Origin of the sequence: Arthrobacter sp. zg-Y238 (genome assembly GCF_024385525.1) — a bacterium.
In the GTDB taxonomy this organism is placed as follows: Bacteria; Actinomycetota; Actinomycetes; order Actinomycetales; family Micrococcaceae; genus Arthrobacter_B; species Arthrobacter_B jinronghuae.
Genome location: NZ_JANFLU010000011.1, coordinates 90550 through 107320 on the forward strand (window position 1 = coordinate 90550; position 16771 = coordinate 107320).

Here is a 16771-nt window from a genome sequence, read left to right on the forward strand (position 1 = left end):
CATGTATGCAGGGATAGTGAAGAACGCCAAGACGGCGTGGATCACGCTGCTGATCGGGGTGGCCGTCATCATTGGCCTGTTCGCCCTGCCGGCACAGGAAAACGACACCACCGACGTGGGTGGGCTGAATGACAAGTACCAGTCCGCCCAGGTCGCCGACCTGCTCCAGGAGTTCCCCGACGCGCAGGAATCCTCCGCCATTGTGGTGGTTTCCCGGGAGGACGGCGGTCCGCTGACGGACGCGGACACTGCCGGCATTGCCGGGATCAACGCGGCGGCTACGGAGGCCGGGGCCTCGGGTCCGCCGCCGCAGGTTCCGCCGGTGGTTTCGGAAAACCGGCTGGTCGCGATTGTTCCGCTGACGCTGCAGGCAGCCGCCGACGACGGCGACGCCGTCTCTGCGGAGGTCGAAGATCTCCGGACCGCCGTTGCCGATGCCGCTCCCGAGGGCGTTAAGGCCGAGCTGACCGGCGGGGCGGCCTTCAGTGCCGACCTGGCCGGCGTGTTCTCGGGCGCCAACTTCGTGCTGCTGACCGTCACCGCCGGCGTCGTCGCCGTGCTGCTGCTGATCACCTACCGTTCGCCGTGGCTCTGGATCGTGCCGCTGGCGATTGTCGGCGCCATCGAACAGCTGGCCGCAAAGGTAGTGGACCTGCTGGCCCCGGCCACGGGAATCACCGTGGATCCGTCCGCCGTAGGTATTACCAGCGTCCTGGTCTTCGGTGCAGCCACCAACTATGCCCTGCTGCTCATTGCCCGGTACCGGGAGGAACTGCGCGTCCACGACTCCGTGTACGAGGCCATGCGCAAGGCCCTGACCCGCACCCGCGAAGCCATCATTGCCAGCGGCGGCACCGTCATCCTGGCCCTGCTCACCCTGCTGTTCGCCGATACCCAGAGCTACCGCGGCCTCGGCTTCTCGGCGGCCATCGGCATTGTGCTGGCCATCTTCAGCGCATTGTTCCTGCTGCCGGTGGCCCTGGTGCTGCTGGGCCGCAAACTGTTCTGGCCCTTTGTGCCCAAGGTGGGGGACCCGGCCAAGGAAGGCAAGTTCTGGGGCCGCCTCGGTGAAGCCACCGCACGCCGGCCCAAGACCATTGCCGGCACCGCCGTCCTGGTGCTGCTGGCCCTGGGCAGTGCCCTGTTCACCCTGCAGATCGGCCTGAGCGAAAACGAGCAGTTCCGGGAAAAGCCCCAGGCCGTCACCGCTGCGGAGACCCTGTCCGAAGGCTTCCCGGCCGGCTCATCCTCGCCCGTCACCGTCCTGGTGGACACCGACTCGGCGGACGACGCCGTCGCGCAGCTCTCCGGCATCGAAGGCGTCACCGCGGCGACTCCCGGCACCGAGCATGACGGACGTACCCGGGTGGAACTGGTCACCGGGTACGAGGCCGGCACCGACGAAGCCAACACCTTCATCACCGACCTGCGGAACGACCTTGCCGGTGAGGACTATGAGGCGCTGGTAGGCGGCGAGGCCGCCGAACGGGTGGACCAGCTGGCTGCGAACCAGCACGACACCGTGCTGGTGGGCACCTCCGTGATCGCCCTGGTGTTCCTTGTGCTGATGATCCTGCTGCGTTCCCTGGTGGCACCGGTGCTGCTGGTCGCCTCCGTGCTGCTGACGTTCCTGGCCGCAACCGGTCTGAGCTGGTTGCTGTTCGAGAATGTGCTCGACTTCCCGGCCATGGACGTGCAGACACTGCTCTACTCGTTCCTGTTCCTGGTGGCACTGGGTGTGGACTACAACATCTTCCTGACCACCCGCGCCCGGGAAAACGCGGCCACCATGGGCACCAAGCAGGGCATGCTGGCGGCCCTGCGCTCCACCGGCGGCGTGATCACCAGCGCCGGCATCCTGCTGGCGGCCGTCTTCGCGGTCCTCGGCGTCCTGCCGCTGGTGACCCTGACCCAGGTGGGCATCATCGTGGCCATCGGTGTCCTGTTTGACACGCTGCTGGTGCGGACCGTCGTGGTCCCGGCCCTAACCTTTGTCCTGGGCGACAAGTTCTGGTGGCCGTCCAACCCTGCGGGTAAAGACGGACACCACGGACGCCACGAGGCTGAGCCCCAGCAGGATCCAGCGGGCGACGGTCAGCGTGCCGGCCAGGGCGGCATCTCCGCCCGTTAGTTCGGCCGCACCGAGGGCATTGTCAATGGCAATGTTCTCCCACAGGTCGGCCACCACAAAGAGGATCGGCGCACTGAAGAGCACCCAGCGCAATGCCCGGCGCTGGGTGTTCAGCCCGATAATCAGCAGCCAGGTCAGGCCGAAGATCAGGGGAAAGAGCGTCCCGGCCGTCTTGTGCACGTAACTGAGCCGGCCCAGCGCCTCCTCGTCCATGGCACTGCGCAGGGCCGCCAGGTGGTCTTCGCCGTAGCCGAAGACCATGGAGTCGGGCATGGACAGGCCGTCCGCGAGTTCGGACAACTGGCCCGGCACCATGAGGTGCAGGTACCAGAACAGGAACAGTGTGGCCACCACCCCCGCAATCACAAGCAGACCCGGACTGCTCTTACCCTGCGGTCCCGCGGGTATTGCTCCCGGGGCGCCCGGGCGGGCTTGTCCGGCTTGGACTCCGTGTTTGGCGGCGCGCTGCGCGGCGGTTTTTCCCATAGGTACAGTATGGCCGCACCGGTCCCGCACCCCGATGAGCCGCCCCGTGTGCGCCTGTCCGGGGCGCCGGCAGGCGGCTACGCTGGGGTCTATGAGTGCCGTTGCATCCCCCGAAGACTTCGACCTCGCCGCCGAACTGGTGCGGGAGGCCGGGCAGCTTGCCCTGCGCATGCGCTCGGAAGGGCTGACCGCCAGCGAGAAGACGTCGGTGTCCGACGTCGTTACCGCCGCGGACCGCGAGGCTGAGGCCCTGGTGGTGAACCGGCTGCGGCAACTGCGCCCGGATGACGGGATTGTGGGGGAGGAGGGGGCCAGCCACCAGGGCACCTCCGGCCGGTCCTGGGTCATCGACCCGGTGGACGGAACCTACAACTTCTTCGCCGGCTCCACCTACTGGTGCTCGGCCATCGCGCTTCGGAACGAACCCGGTCCGCACGAACCTCCCGGAGACCCGGATGTCCTGCTGGGCGCCATCTACCAGCCGCAGGAAGACCGACTGTGGATCGGGGGGAAGGGCTTCCCGGCCACGGTCAACGGATCCGTTATTGCTCCACCCGGTGACGAATCGCTGGACCGCCTGTCCGCGGGAACCTACATCCATCCCACCTGGCTGCTCCGCCCCGAGGTCACCGGTCCATGGACAGCGGCGGCTTCGCGGGCGGCGACCATCCGGATGATGGGATCCGGCTCCTGCGACCTGGCCCGCGTGGCCACCGGCCAGTCCGGCGCCTGGTTCCAGCACAGCTGCCCGGAGTGGGACTGGCTGCCGGGCAAGGCCATAGTCCGAGCCGCGGGCGGCAGCACCGCCGTCGTCGAAGTGCATGGCTTCCGTTGGCACATTGCCGGCACCGCCTCAGCGGTCCGCGAGATCCACGGCGCCCTGACCTCCGGCTGACCGGTTCGGCCAGGTCCGGCCCGGTCCGCCCCGCCGGAGCGGACGGTTTGGGTGCTCACCGGAATGTCAGCCGCAGCGCCTAGACTTAAAGCCATCATGGACTATCTCTTTGATCCACTCTTTCCCGCACCCCGCAAAGCCGAACCGGCGCCTGCCGCAACGGCGCCGCCTTCCGGCACTGAGCGAAGGGGCTCCTCCTACGCGGACGAAAGCCGGGCCGCGGACCTGCTGCAGGGGCTGAATCCGCAGCAGGAGGAAGCGGTGAAGCATGCCGGCTCACCGCTGCTGATCGTGGCCGGTGCCGGCTCGGGCAAGACCCGGGTGCTCAGCCACCGGATCGCCTACCTGCTCGCCACCGGCCGGTCCAACCCCGGCCAGATCCTCGCCATCACCTTCACCAACAAGGCCGCCGCCGAAATGCGCGAGCGGATCGAAAACCTGGTGGGCGGCGTCGCGAAGACCATGTGGATCTCCACCTTCCACTCCTCCTGCGTGCGGATCCTGCGCCGGGAAGCCAAGACCGTGGGGATGAACTCGAACTTCTCCATTTACGACTCGGCGGACTCGCTGCGCCTGATCACACTGGTGGCCAAGGGGCTGGATCTGGATCCGAAGCGCTTCACGCCCAAGTCGATCATGAACAAGATCTCCGCCCTGAAGAACGAACTCATCGACGAAGAGTCCTACGCGGAATCGGCCAACTACTCCGATCCCTTCGAGCAGGCCGTCGCAGACGTCTACAAGGGCTACGCGCAGCGGATGCGCCAGGCCAACGCCATGGACTTCGATGACCTGATTGCGCAGACCGTGTTTATGTTCCGCGCGTTCCCCGGTGTCGCCGAGTACTACCGGCGGCGCTTCCGGCACATCCTGGTGGACGAATACCAGGACACCAACCACGCGCAGTACGCCCTGGTCCGCGAACTGGTGGGCAGCGACGACGACGCGCTGGACGTGCCGCCGGCCGAACTGACCGTGGTGGGCGACTCCGACCAGTCCATTTACGCCTTCCGCGGCGCCGACGTCCGCAACATCAATGACTTCGAAAAGGACTACCCGAGCGCGCGGACCATCCTGCTCGAGCAGAACTACCGCTCCACGCAGACCATCCTCAACGCCGCCAACGCGGTGATCTCCCGCAATCCCAACCGCCCCGAGAAGCGGCTGTGGACAGCGGAGGGCGACGGCGAAAAGATCATCGGCTACGTGGGTGAGAACGAGCACGAGGAAGCCCGTTTCATCGCCGAGGAGATCGACCGCCTGCAGGACGAGGAGAACCTGCGCCCGGGCGACGTCGCCGTCTTCTACCGGACCAACGCGCAGTCCCGTTCCTTGGAAGACGTCCTGGTGCGGGTGGGTCTGCCCTACAAGGTGGTCGGCGGCACGCGGTTCTACGAGCGCAAGGAAATCAAGGACGCGCTGGCCTACCTTCGCGTGCTGGTGAACTCGGACGACGTCGTGAACCTGCGCCGGATCCTCAACGAACCCAAGCGGGGCATCGGCGACCGCGCCGAGTACTCCGTGGCCGCCCTCGCCGAACGTGAACGGATCTCCTTCATGGCCGCCCTGCGGCGTGCCGAGGAGGCTCCGGGCCTGGCCACCCGCTCGCTCAACTCCATCAACGGCTTCGTCAAGCTGATTGACGACCTCGCCGAGGTGGCCAGCGGCTCCGGCGCGTCCGCAGCCCTGGAAGCCGTGCTGGAACAGACCGGCTACCTGGCGCAGCTGCGTTCCAGCAATGACCCGCAGGACGAATCCCGGGTCGAGAACCTGGCCGAACTGGTCGCCGTGGTCCGCGAATATGAGCGGGACAATCCAGAGGGTTCCCTCGGCGAGTTCCTGGAACAGGTCTCCCTGGTGGCGGACGCCGATTCCATTCCCGATGCCCCCGGCGGTTCGGCGGAGGAAGTCGCGGCCGCCGTCGAGGAATCCCGCCGGCAGGGCGTGGTGACCCTGATGACCCTGCACACCGCGAAGGGACTGGAATTCCCGGTCGTTTTCCTCACCGGCATGGAACAGGGCCTGTTCCCGCACCAGCGTTCGGCCACGGATCCGGCCGAACTGGCCGAGGAACGGCGGCTGGCCTATGTGGGACTGACCCGGGCACGCCAGCGCCTGTACCTGACCCGGTCCGAGGTTCGCAGCATGTGGGGCCAGAGCCAGTACAACCCCGCCAGCCAGTTTGTCAGCGAAGTTCCGGCCGAGCTGATTGAGTGGAAGCGCGAGGGCATGGACCGTCCCACCTGGGGCGGCGGCGGCAGCATCACCTCAAGCCGCTACGGCGGATCCTCCTGGGGCGCCGGAGCGCCGAGCGGCACCGGCGGCAGCACCGCCAATTCACCGGTGGCCAAGGCCATCGGCCGCGTGCAGCCGCAGAAGGAAGTCGTGTCCGTGGCCGCCGGCGACAAGGTCAACCACACGTCCTTCGGCTCCGGCACGGTGCTGGCGGTGGAAGGCGCAGGGGATAAGACAGTAGCGAAGGTGAAGTTCGACGTCGGCGAGAAACGCCTGCTGCTGCGTTACGCGCCGCTCACCAAAGAGAGCTGAGCAGGGATTTTTTCATAACCCAGACCGGGCATTTTCTACAAACGATAGAACTGTGTGCTTTATCACTAAAGGGGTAGTCTGGGATCGGCGTTCTGCCCTAAGGGACTAAAGTTCCTGATGGGGCAGACCGGCCGGATGCATCTGCTCGGCGATCGCCAGATCGCATGTAAACCCCTACTTCGACGTAGAAGGACACTAGCCCGTGGACCTGTTTGAATATCAGGCGCGCGATATGTTTGAGGCGCACGGTGTACCCGTGCTCGCCGGAATCGTGGCGCACACTCCTGAAGAAGCCAAAGCTGCTGCTGAGAAGATCGGCGGCGTTGTAGTCGTCAAGGCGCAGGTCAAGGTTGGTGGCCGAGGCAAGGCCGGCGGCGTGAAGGTTGCCAAGACCGCCGATGAAGCTTTCGAGCACGCATCCAACATCCTCGGCATGGACATCAAGGGCCACACTGTTAACACGGTGATGATTGCCCAGGGTGCCGACATTGCCGAGGAATACTACTTCTCGGTCCTGCTGGACCGCGCAAACCGCAATTACCTGGCCATGTGCTCGGTTGAGGGCGGCATGGAGATCGAGCAGCTGGCCGTGGAGCGTCCCGACGCACTCGCCCGCATTGCCGTTGACCCCGCCGTCGGCATTGACTCCGCCAAGGCCGCAGAGATCGTCGACGCCGCCGGGTTCGCCCCCGAGCTGCACGAAGGCGTTATGAACGCCATCATCAAGCTGTGGGATGTCTTCACCAAGGAAGACGCCACCCTCGTTGAGGTCAACCCGCTGGTGAAGACCGGCAACGGTGAGATCCTGGCCCTCGACGGCAAGGTCTCCCTCGACGAAAACGCCGACTTCCGCCAGCCCGGCCACGCCGCGCTGGAAGACAAGGACGCCGCGGATCCGCTCGAGGCCAAGGCCAAGGAAAACGACCTCAACTACGTCAAGCTGGACGGCGAAGTGGGCATCATCGGCAACGGTGCAGGCCTGGTTATGTCCACCCTCGACGTCGTCGCCTACGCCGGCGAAAATCACGGCAACGTGAAGCCGGCCAACTTCCTGGACATCGGCGGCGGCGCCTCCGCCTCCGTCATGGCCGCCGGCCTGGACGTCATCCTGAATGACTCCCAGGTCAAGTCCGTGTTCGTCAACGTCTTCGGCGGAATCACCGCCTGTGACGCCGTGGCCAACGGCATCGTCAAGGCCCTGGAAATCCTGGGCGACGAAGCCAACAAGCCGCTGGTCGTCCGTCTCGACGGCAACAACGTCGAGGAAGGCCGCCGCATCCTTGCCGAGGCCAACCACCCGCTGGTCACCCTGGCCACCACCATGGACGAAGGCGCCGACAAGGCCGCCGAGCTCGCTCACGCTGCTCGCTAACCGAGCCTGTCGAAACCTAGAAGAGAGAACCCACCTATGTCTATCTACTTGAACAAGGACTCCAAGGTCATCGTTCAGGGCATCACCGGCGGCGAAGGCACCAAGCACACCGCCCTGATGCTCAAGGCCGGCACCCAGGTTGTCGGCGGCGTGAACGCCCGCAAGGCCGGCACCACCGTCACCCACGGCGACGTTGAACTGCCTGTCTTCGGCACCGTTGCCGAGGCCATCGACAAGACCGACGCCGATGTCTCCATCGTCTTCGTACCGCCGGCCTTCACCAAGGACGCCGTAATGGAAGCGATCGACGCCGGCATCGGCCTCGTCGTCGTCATCACCGAAGGCGTTCCGGTACAGGATTCCGCCGAGTTCTGGGCCCACGCCCAGTCCAAGGTGGACGCCGACGGCAACCAGGTCACCCGCATCATCGGCCCGAACTGCCCCGGCATCATCACCCCCGGCGAAGCACTGGTCGGCATCACGCCCGCCAACATCACCGGCAAGGGCCCCATCGGCTTGGTCTCCAAGTCCGGCACCCTGACCTACCAGATGATGTACGAGCTGCGTGACCTTGGCTTCTCCACCGCCATCGGCATCGGCGGCGACCCGGTCATCGGCACCACCCACATTGATGCACTCGCTGCCTTCGAAGCGGATCCCGAAACCAAGGCCATCGTGATGATCGGCGAAATCGGCGGCGACGCCGAAGAGCGTGCCGCTGAGTTCATCAAGGCCAACGTCACGAAGCCGGTTGTCGGCTACGTGGCGGGCTTCACGGCTCCCGAAGGTAAGACCATGGGCCATGCCGGTGCCATCGTTTCCGGTTCCGCCGGAACGGCACAGGCCAAGAAGGAAGCCCTCGAGGCCGCGGGCGTGAAGGTCGGCAAGACGCCGTCCGAGACCGCTACGCTGCTGCGCGAAGTCTACGCAGCCCTCTAGCTCGTCCCTGCACACCCCCGTCCAACGGATTTCTCCGCTGGACGGGGGTTTTGTGCGTCCCAGCCACGAAAGTCGCAAATGTCCACCACAGTAAATGGCCCCGACCGGGCTCCCAAGGCTTCCCCGCACAGACGCGCGCTTCGCCGTGCCTCCTGGATCGTCACCCTTGGCGGTTTCCTGTTCGGCTACGATACCGGTGTCATCAACGGCGCCCTGCCGTACATGGAAGACGATCTGGGCCTGACCCCCTTCACCGAAGGCCTGATCACCTCCAGCCTGCTCTTTGGCGCGGCGTTTGGCGGGGCTATTTCCGGGAAGCTGACCGATCGGTTCGGCCGGCGCCGGATCCTGATGGGACTCGCCGTCGTCTTCCTGATTGGAACCCTCGGCACCTCCCTGGCACCAACGATCGCCGTCATGGTGCTGTCCCGGATTGTGCTCGGCCTGGCCGTGGGCGGTGCTTCGGCGCTGGTGCCCGTTTTCCTGGCCGAGCTCGCGCCGGCGGAACGCCGCGGCCAGATGGTTACCCGCGACCAGCTCATGATTGTCACGGGCCAGCTGGTCGCCTTTGTTGCCAACGCGGTGATCGGCAACATCTGGGGTGAAGACCAAGGGGTCTGGCGCTGGATGCTGGTAGTGGCCACCCTGCCTGCCATTGCCCTGTGGATCGGCATCGCGTTTGTTCCCGAAAGCCCGCGCTGGCTCGCCTCCAAGGGGCGCTTTGCCGAAACGCTCGCGGCGCTCCGCCGCATCCGCAGCGAGGCGGACGCGCAGGCCGAACATAACGAAGTGCGCGGCCTGGCGGAAAAGGAATCAGGACAGGCAGGTACGCTGCGGGACTTCGCGGAACCCTGGCTGCTGCGGGTGCTGCTGATCGGTATGGGGCTGTCCATCGTTCAGCAGATCACCGGCGTGAACGCGATCATGTACTACGGCACGCAGATCCTTGCCGACGCCGGTTTCGGTACCGAGGCGGCGCTGACCGCCAACATTGCCAACGGTGTGGTGTCCGTGGCAGCGGCTATCGTCGGCATCTGGCTGCTGGGCCGCGTCCGCCGTCGGCACATGCTGATGACCGGACTGATCGGCACCGGGTCCTCGCTGCTGCTGATCGGGCTGGTATCCATCTTCGTCACCGAAGGCAGCGTCCGCGGTTACCTCATCCTGGCCCTGACGGTCACGTTCCTGGCCTTCCAGCAGGGCGCCGTTTCGCCGGTGACCTGGCTGATGCTCTCGGAGATCTTCCCGTTGAAGGTCCGCGGCCTGGGCATCGGCCTGTCGGTCTTCGTGCAGTGGATGACCAACTTCGCCGTCGGCTTCTCCTTCCCGATCCTGATGGACGCCATCGGCATCTCGAAGACCTTCTTCATCTTCGTGGTGCTGGGCCTGCTGGCGCTGGTGTTTGTCCGCCGCTTCGTCCCCGAGACCCGGGGGCAGAGCCTGGAACAGGTGGAAGAACAGCTCCGGGCAGTCGGTACGAAGTAAGAGCCTGGGTGCACACACGAAGAAGGGAACCAGCCGGCGGCTGGTTCCCTTCTTCGTTGTTCGACGCTAGGGGATCGCGGGGTAGGCGGCCACGGTTGGAACCGTGACAGACGCGGTGAAGCTGGTCAGCGCCGTCGCCTTCGGCAGTGCGTAGACGGAGGTGGCGGGCGTGACCTGCAGGACCAGCCGGGTATTTGGGCCGGCGGTGTAGGAAACCTCTTCCAAGGGGATGGTCAGGGTGTGTTCCTTCCCGTCCAGGATCAGCGGAATCGGTGTGACCTGGTTGCCCAGCACGAGGGAGGAGCGGGACCGATCAATGATCTGGGCATAGACATGGGTGTTCACCTGCCGGGCCGAGCCGCGGTAGGTCAGCGTCAGCTGCGGTGCGCCGAAGACGGACGTCGTCACCGTGGGGGCGCTGATGGGGACGTTGACGGCCACCGGAGCGACGGCGGCTGCCACGACTGCCCCGCTGATGGCGGCGGGGGAGAGGATGATTGACCCCTTCCCGGTGCCGGTCAGGGCGCCGGTGGCCTGCGGGTAGCCCGGCGCTCCGCGGGTCACGCCGGCCTGGTCGATGAACTGGAAGGCCGCGCCGGTGTCCACCGGTTCGTTCCGCAGGTAGCGGGCAAACCAGTTCAGCACTGCGGGGGTGATCCGGTCCGGTCCGGCAGCGGAATTGCACAGCCCGTGGCCGCCGCAGAACTGCAGCATCTTGGTGGGCGTGCCGGTGCCGCGGATGAGGTCATAGTTGCGTCGGGCCTCATCCAGCGTGAAGAGCGTATCCGCCGTGCCCTGGATGATCAGGGTGGGCGCCGTAATCGAGGTGAACATGGTGTCCGGGGTCAGCGATTCAAAGTATGCAATGGACTCGGCGCTGAGCTGGTTGGGGTAGGTCAGGCCTTCCTGGCAGGCCTTGCGGACCGGTGCCGCAAGGGCGCCCTGGTTGCCCACGAGGGAGCCCAGCTGTCCCAGCGCCGTCCCCTCGGCGCAGAGCAGGGCGCCCCAGCCGGTCTTGAACGAGCCGGCCTTGTACAGGCTGGTGGTCAGGTCATTCCAGGCGATGGTCGGGGTGATGGCGTCCACGCGCTGGTCCTGGGAGGCGAGGACAAACTGGATGCCGCCGCCGTAGGACGCCCCTGCCATGCCGAGTACGGGGTCGCCGGGGGACTCCAGTTGAGCTTCGGGCTGGGCGGCAATGTAGTCGATGATCGCGGATCCGTCCCTGCCCTCATAGGCGGGATTGTTGACGTAGGCCTCGCCGCCGCTGAGCCCGAAACCGCGGGGGTCCCAGGTCACCACGTTGTAGCCGGCGTCGCGCAGGGGAGCGATACCGATGGAGCCGATCAGCGTGCTGGTGGAAGACAGCGGGATACGCCCGCCGGGCAGCCCGAACCCGGGGCCCACCATCACAGTGGGTGCCTGTTGTCCGGCCGCAAGACCGGTGGCGGGGAAGAAGTTCGTGTGGATGGGGGTGCCGTCAAAGCTGGTGATAACGACGTCGGTGCGGCTGGCAGGTGCGGGTGCAGCGACAGTCGGTGCTGCGACGGCGGGCGCCGCGGCCAGGGATGAACCCAAAAGCGCGGCGGACACCGCCAAGATGCCCAGATGTTTCCTCATGGTGACCTCATTGTCTGCGGGAAAGCGCGAGTGGTTACCGGGCGGTAACTTTCCGCAGACTATGAGGAGAATCGCGGGGGTGCAAGGAACTGGGGGAATCCAGACATCGGCGGACGAGTTTCACGGCTAGCTATTGCGCCGGCACTGGGGCAGGGATAAAAGCAGGTTCCGGTTGTGTATTCCCCCGGTCCGCGGAGCATGCGGTTAGCCCCGCATAGAGGCGGACTATGAGAAACACCGGCCACAGCCGGCGTTTACGGCGTGGTGGGTGAGACTACTTCCTGCATCGACGGATGGCTGGAACACTCACTCGTGACAATAAATCCCCGTCCCAAATGATTGCTTGAATATTTGATTTTCACTCCGTCCGGGGATTTTCCAGAGACCGTCCACGGAGCATGCGCTGGTTCGTGCGGTTCTGGTTGGAATTGAGCAGTTATTTCCATGCCCTGGCTCTCCAGATACCGGCGCATTTGGTCCCTGTCGGCCTCCGGATTCTCAGCGGGCTCACCCAGCAGCACATGCTCAAAGTGCCACGGGCCGGTAGTGTTATCCCCTTCTCCACATGTCTCTGCGAGGATCGGCTGTTCGTGCACCGGCGACCACGGTGCTTCATCTGTAAATCGCCATCCTTCCAGGGCTCCAGTGGCTTGGATGGCTGCGTCCGAAGTTGCCATGAAGTCATCGAAGATCTCGCGCGACGTCCGATTGGTATCGAGGACGGCCGCCTGGCTGCTGTTCACTTGTGGTTCCATATCAGAAGTTCCTTCGGTGCAGGCGGCGAGTCCGGCCGCTAAGAAAATACAAATCAATGCCGTGCCATTACGCCGGTTTCGGTTCACTGCCCGTCGCTCTCGTTTACAAGCTGCCAACCGTCGCCGGTAGTAGCCAGGACAATACCCCGAAGGCTACTGGAATCCTCCTTGAGGTATTCAGAGAGGTGATGCTCTTCCGTGGGCAACAACACCTCGCCGTCTGGTGTGATGAAACCGTCCGAAGTGAAGCCTTTTCCTCCCCACTCTTCGTCCGTAGGATCGACCCGGATTTCGTCCAATGTGTCGAGGCCTTGGCCAGAGTTGTAGTAGGCAATAAATTCAGTTGCGTCGATACCGAAGGTGGCCAACTCGTCTGCTTCCGCCGTGCTCACGTAAATATCTCGGCGGCCATCCGCGCCGCGGTCCACGTTCAGATCCTCGGCCGTGATGTGTTCCTCGACCCCGGCTGATCCAATGAAAACCGCAGAGTTGATTGGATACAGGGTTATGCCTAGTGCTTTGGTCGTCATGGTCGTCCCATAGGAGTGAGCCAGTACATTCACAACGGGTGCGGGAAGCCCGTCAGCGGTCCGCGTGAGGTGAAGGCCATCCAGGGCATTAGCGAAATCCGGGGCTCCGCGGTCAGCATGGTTGTCGCCGACGACATCAGTAAGGCCGGGGGTCTCGTACCCCATGTAGGCCACAACCGCACTGGTAGTCCCCGGCTTAGCCACCTGTTGCTCTTTCAACAACAAGCCCGCGTCGTTGACCAGGGATCCCATACCTGTGGAATAGTTATCCATCCCCGGAACCAAATAAGTGGTGTTGCTGGCCTCATCCAGGTCTCCGACGGCTATTGCAGCAAGCGGATGATCATGGCCCGGCTCAAAGGAAATCAGCATTTTGTGAGGTTTACCGTCTTTCTTTTCCGCCTCCTGCGCGTCGCCACCCAGTGCGTTCCAGATAGAGCGATAGGCCTCCCGTTGCTCTTCCGTTGCATCGTGACCGGGTAAAAGGACCTCCTCCAGGACCTTCCGGTTAGCCTGGTCCCGGACTGCGTATGGAGCGCCCTCCAAATTGCCCACCAAACCTGGCATGGACTTAGCCAGACCGTCACGTTGGGCGGGTGTCAGGGACTTCCAGAATGAGGCTTCCTGATAGGCGCCCATGCCCTTCACGAACAGCGAGGCCGCGGGCACGGCTGCAGCGAAGGCCGCGAGCTGTGCGGGACCCATTTCCCCGAGCAGCCGGTAGAACGCGGCAACATCCTCGTCAGTTGCGTCCGGTTTGGTGGCGTTCGCGAAGGAAGCGGTCAGATCCGCGGCGCCCTCGGACTCCAGATCCATGTACGGTGAGTCGTAGGTTGAGACGACGTGGGAGGACACGCGGACGATATCACCGAGCGCAGCCTCACACGTGGCCCGGGCAGCCTCGTAGCGATGTTCAAGCTGCGTTATCTTGGCCTGCAATGCAGCTCGTGCGTCATCCCACATAGCGTGGGCACGGTCCGGGTTATCATTATGGATTTCTTCGACTTCCGGGCGGAGCCTCGCGTCCTCAGCCTCGGCCTCATCCTCGACGGCAATGCGCGCGGTATCGATATCTGCCAGTTCGGCTGCCAAGACATTCAACGCCTTGGCAGCAGTCGATACATTTTCCAGATGCTCGCCAGATTGCTGGGACGGTGTGTCCATCGCTTGGAGGACCTGTTCCCGTTCGGGTGCCGAGTACAACCCATCCAATGCGGACCATTTGTTGCGCACGGAGGTGATCGCTTCGCTGAATTGGGTTGCCGAGGACAGCAATTCCGCCGCGGCGTCCTGAATTGGTTCCGCGGGCGGCAGGTTGCGCAGCATGAGCGTATCGACAGACAGTGCGCGGATCATGCGACGGCCTGCGCATGGCGGACGCCGTACTGGGTCTGCGTTGGGAATTCGCCTGAGGCCGCAGCAGATTGGGCGTTCTGGACCATCTCCGTGTCACCGGCAAGATAGGCGGACACCGCTTGTCCGGTGCCTTGGACCGCGTTGTTGCATCGAATCATGATGTCGGTTGCATCCGGACGGAAAACCTCCTCATGGACCCGTGAAATCCCGGTATCCAGGCCTGTGCAGCCGGTGAGCGCCTCCTGCAGGCGGGATGCAGCATCCGTCAACCGGGTCCGTTCGGTTTCCAAGTCTTCCAAATCCGCACCGGTGTCGCCGAGCAGGCTCCGGACCTCCGGTACACGAATATCGATTCTCATGGTTTCCCCCGCATTTGAAGTGATTTCAGTGAGAATACAGAATCCGCTACCGATGGACATGGGTAGTTCTGCCCATGCTAAGACGATGCAAAATACAGGAAGGTCCCAGCACGTTCTGTTCAGGGACCTTCCTGTATCGATTACGGCCTTTTATTCAAGGCCTCCGAATTCCGGCTACTTATGTTCAGCCGCCGTGGCGTTGGCTGGCCCGGCGTCCGGGCCGTCGTCGTGCTCTGTGGTGTGCAGATCGAAGGAGGAACCGTGTTCCTCCACGCCGGCCTGGATGGCCCGGTCCACCACGGAAACGGCAAGCCGGCGGCGCAGTGACAGCGGGTCCTTGGCCAGGTCCTTGGCGAGGGCGATGGTCATCAGCAGCATTACCACGGCGAAGGGCAGCGCGGCCACAATGGTGATCCGTTGCAGGCCGTCCAGTGCCTCGGCAGGGTCATCGCCGCCTGCCAGCAGCATCACCGCCGCCACGGCGCCGGTGAGGACGCCCCAGAAGATAACGACGCCGCGGGACGGGTGCTCGGCCCCGTTGGAACTCAGCGACGCCATGATGATGGAGGCCGAATCCGCTCCGGTGACGAAGAAGATGGCCACCAGGACCATGGCAAGGATGCCCACCGCAGCGGCGAGGAGGTTCGGCATGGGGAGGGCTGCAATCAGATCGAACAGCGAGCCGTCGAAATCAATGGTGGGTTCGCCGTCGACCATTGTGGTGAGTCCGGGTGTGCCGTTGGCTGCCGCTTCCTGCTGCGTACCGATCGCTGCGCCGCCGAAGATGGAGAACCAGACCACGCTGACAACGAAAGGAACCACCAGCACGCCGGTGACGAACTGGCGGATGGTGCGGCCGCGGCTGATGCGGGCAATGAACATACCGACGAACGGTGTCCAGGACAGCCACCAGGCCCAGTAGAAGATGGTCCAGCTGGAGAGCCAGGCGCGCATGGATTCGTCGCCTGACACCTCCGTGCGGGAGGCCATCTGTGCCAGGTTGGTGGCGTAGTCACCGATGGCTGCCGGAATGACGTTGAGGATAAACAGGGTCGGCCCAACAACAAAAACGATGGCGGCCAGCACCAGCGCGAGGACCATGTTGATGTTGGACAGCCACTGGATGCCGCGGGAGATGCCCGAAACGGCGGACGCCACGAAGCAGCCGGTCAGGATCGCGACGATCGCAACAAGGACCGTGGTTCCTGCGGTCCCGAGGAAACCAACGGACTGCAGGCCGCTGCCGATCTGCAGGGCGCCGAGGCCCAGCGAAGCGGCGGTGCCGAAGAGGGTCGCGAAGATGGCGAAGATGTTCAGCACCTTGCCCAGCGGGCCTTCCACCCGCTTGACGCCGAAGAGCGAGGTGAAGGCCGAGGAAATCAGCTGACGGCGGCCGAGACGGTAGGTGCCGTAGGCCATGGCAATGCCGACAACGGCGTACATGGCCCACGGATGCAGGCCCCAGTGGAACAGCGATGTACCCATGGCGGTCTGCAGGGCCTCAGGGGTCTGGCCGTCAACGGTGCCGGGGGGAGGGGAGATGTAGTAGAACAGGGGCTCGGCCGCGCCGTAGAACATCAGGCCGATGCCCATGCCGGCGGCGAACATCATGGAGATCCAGGAGATCGTCTTGAACTGCGGTTCCTCGCCGTCCTGGCCCAGGGGAATCTTGCCGTAGCGTCCCACAGCCAGCCAGATCACGTAAACCACGAGGAACGAGGCAAGGAGCACAAAGAACCAGCCCGCGTTGGTGATGACCCAGTCCAATGCCGTCGAGGAGACGGAGGACAGGCTGTCTGTCCCGAAGAAGCCCCACGCAATGAACGCCAGCGCAAGGGCACCGGTGATGGCGAAGATCACCTTGTCGAGCTTCGCAGATACGCCGAGCCTGAGCGCCGCTTCCTGCTCGCGCTGTCCCTCGATCAGCTGCTGGACGAGTTCGTGTTCCTGCTCCACTATGGGCATCGACGAAGTGGAGGGATCCTCCGTGACAACGGAGGAGTGGGTAGTGGCGGGAACCGGGGCGCCGGGGTCAGCTGCGTGTCTCCCGGCGTCGCGCGGTGGACCTTCTGTGGTAGCCATAGGGCCTTCCTTATGTCAGCATGTCAGCGCAAAAGGGCCCGAGCCCTCCTTGGAGGACCCGGGCAGGCAGAATGGCAGCCACTCTTTATTTGAGCGTGTGGTGGACGGTTCACCGTCCACCGGAATCGATAAAGTAACGCTGCCTAGCTTCTGCGTCCCTTTACATAATTCGCAAGTGTGTTAGTTCCAGACTCGCGGCCTGCGGCGCACCAAG

11 protein-coding genes and 1 pseudogene are annotated in these 16771 nt (G+C 64.4%); 6 read left to right on the plus strand and 6 right to left on the minus strand.

The window, feature by feature from the left end; genetic code table 11:
* Position 1: 1 nt before the first annotated feature.
* Positions 2–1963, plus strand: a pseudogene (locus NNX38_RS12250) (MMPL family transporter); the annotation flags it as partial.
* Between the two features lie 21 nt (positions 1964–1984).
* On the opposite strand, the gene NNX38_RS12255 reads toward NNX38_RS12250, so the two are convergent.
* The gene (locus NNX38_RS12255; RefSeq protein WP_255798253.1) at positions 1985–2617 is read right to left on the minus strand and encodes a hypothetical protein; all 633 of its coding nucleotides are present in this window, start codon (positions 2615–2617) and stop codon (positions 1985–1987) included.
* A gap of 91 nt (positions 2618–2708) precedes the next feature.
* Between NNX38_RS12255 and NNX38_RS12260 the strand changes: the two genes are divergently transcribed.
* The 5 genes from NNX38_RS12260 to NNX38_RS12280 all read left to right on the plus strand — a co-directional run bounded on the left by NNX38_RS12260 (position 2709) and on the right by NNX38_RS12280 (position 9855).
* Complete coding sequence (locus NNX38_RS12260; protein ID WP_255798254.1) at positions 2709–3512, plus strand: inositol monophosphatase family protein; 804 nt, start codon at positions 2709–2711, stop codon at positions 3510–3512.
* A gap of 96 nt (positions 3513–3608) precedes the next feature.
* Entirely contained in the window at positions 3609–6059 is a 2451-nt protein-coding gene (gene pcrA / locus NNX38_RS12265; protein WP_255798255.1) for a DNA helicase PcrA, read from the plus strand.
* A gap of 202 nt (positions 6060–6261) precedes the next feature.
* Positions 6262–7431 carry an ADP-forming succinate--CoA ligase subunit beta gene (gene sucC, locus NNX38_RS12270; RefSeq protein ID WP_255798256.1) on the plus strand — a complete coding sequence of 390 codons (1170 nt, stop codon included), beginning with the start codon at positions 6262–6264 and terminating at the stop codon, positions 7429–7431.
* A 36-nt stretch (positions 7432–7467) separates the two neighbouring features.
* Entirely contained in the window at positions 7468–8370 is a 903-nt protein-coding gene (gene sucD, locus NNX38_RS12275) for a succinate--CoA ligase subunit alpha (RefSeq protein ID WP_227905829.1), read from the plus strand.
* A 78-nt stretch (positions 8371–8448) separates the two neighbouring features.
* The gene (locus tag NNX38_RS12280; protein ID WP_255798257.1) at positions 8449–9855 is read left to right on the plus strand and encodes a sugar porter family MFS transporter; all 1407 of its coding nucleotides are present in this window, start codon (positions 8449–8451) and stop codon (positions 9853–9855) included.
* A gap of 66 nt (positions 9856–9921) precedes the next feature.
* Here NNX38_RS12280 and NNX38_RS12285 read toward each other — a convergent pair whose 3' ends face one another.
* The 5 genes from NNX38_RS12285 to NNX38_RS12305 all read right to left on the minus strand — a co-directional run bounded on the left by NNX38_RS12285 (position 9922) and on the right by NNX38_RS12305 (position 16557).
* Complete coding sequence (locus tag NNX38_RS12285) at positions 9922–11475, minus strand: S9 family peptidase (RefSeq protein WP_255798258.1); 1554 nt, start codon at positions 11473–11475, stop codon at positions 9922–9924.
* A gap of 254 nt (positions 11476–11729) precedes the next feature.
* The gene (locus NNX38_RS12290) at positions 11730–12230 is read right to left on the minus strand and encodes a hypothetical protein (protein ID WP_255798259.1); all 501 of its coding nucleotides are present in this window, start codon (positions 12228–12230) and stop codon (positions 11730–11732) included.
* An 83-nt stretch (positions 12231–12313) separates the two neighbouring features.
* On the minus strand, positions 12314–14116 hold the full coding sequence (locus NNX38_RS12295) for an alpha/beta hydrolase (protein ID WP_255798260.1): 1803 nt from the start codon (positions 14114–14116) through the stop codon (positions 12314–12316).
* The gene (locus NNX38_RS12300; RefSeq protein ID WP_255798261.1) at positions 14113–14475 is read right to left on the minus strand and encodes a DUF6507 family protein; all 363 of its coding nucleotides are present in this window, start codon (positions 14473–14475) and stop codon (positions 14113–14115) included. The genes NNX38_RS12295 and NNX38_RS12300 overlap by 4 nt, the downstream gene beginning before the upstream one ends.
* Positions 14476–14649: 174 nt before the next feature.
* Positions 14650–16557, minus strand: a complete 1908-nt coding sequence (locus NNX38_RS12305; protein ID WP_255798262.1) for a BCCT family transporter — start codon at positions 16555–16557, stop codon at positions 14650–14652.
* Between the last annotated feature and the right edge of the window lie 214 nt (positions 16558–16771).

What these genes read in the sequence shown, in the direction of transcription:
- NNX38_RS12255 (WP_255798253.1), bottom strand. Translation starts at nt 2,617, where the DNA reads ATGGGAAAAACCGCCGCGCAGCGCGCCGCCAAACACGGAGTCCAAGCC.
- NNX38_RS12260 (WP_255798254.1), top strand. Translation starts at nt 2,709, where the DNA reads ATGAGTGCCGTTGCATCCCCCGAAGACTTCGACCTCGCCGCCGAACTG.
- pcrA (WP_255798255.1), top strand. Translation starts at nt 3,609, where the DNA reads ATGGACTATCTCTTTGATCCACTCTTTCCCGCACCCCGCAAAGCCGAA.
- sucD (WP_227905829.1), top strand. Translation starts at nt 7,468, where the DNA reads ATGTCTATCTACTTGAACAAGGACTCCAAGGTCATCGTTCAGGGCATC.
- NNX38_RS12280 (WP_255798257.1), top strand. Translation starts at nt 8,449, where the DNA reads ATGTCCACCACAGTAAATGGCCCCGACCGGGCTCCCAAGGCTTCCCCG.
- NNX38_RS12285 (WP_255798258.1), bottom strand. Translation starts at nt 11,475, where the DNA reads ATGAGGAAACATCTGGGCATCTTGGCGGTGTCCGCCGCGCTTTTGGGT.
- NNX38_RS12290 (WP_255798259.1), bottom strand. Translation starts at nt 12,230, where the DNA reads ATGGAACCACAAGTGAACAGCAGCCAGGCGGCCGTCCTCGATACCAAT.
- NNX38_RS12295 (WP_255798260.1), bottom strand. Translation starts at nt 14,116, where the DNA reads ATGATCCGCGCACTGTCTGTCGATACGCTCATGCTGCGCAACCTGCCG.
- NNX38_RS12300 (WP_255798261.1), bottom strand. Translation starts at nt 14,475, where the DNA reads ATGAGAATCGATATTCGTGTACCGGAGGTCCGGAGCCTGCTCGGCGAC.
- NNX38_RS12305 (WP_255798262.1), bottom strand. Translation starts at nt 16,557, where the DNA reads ATGGCTACCACAGAAGGTCCACCGCGCGACGCCGGGAGACACGCAGCT.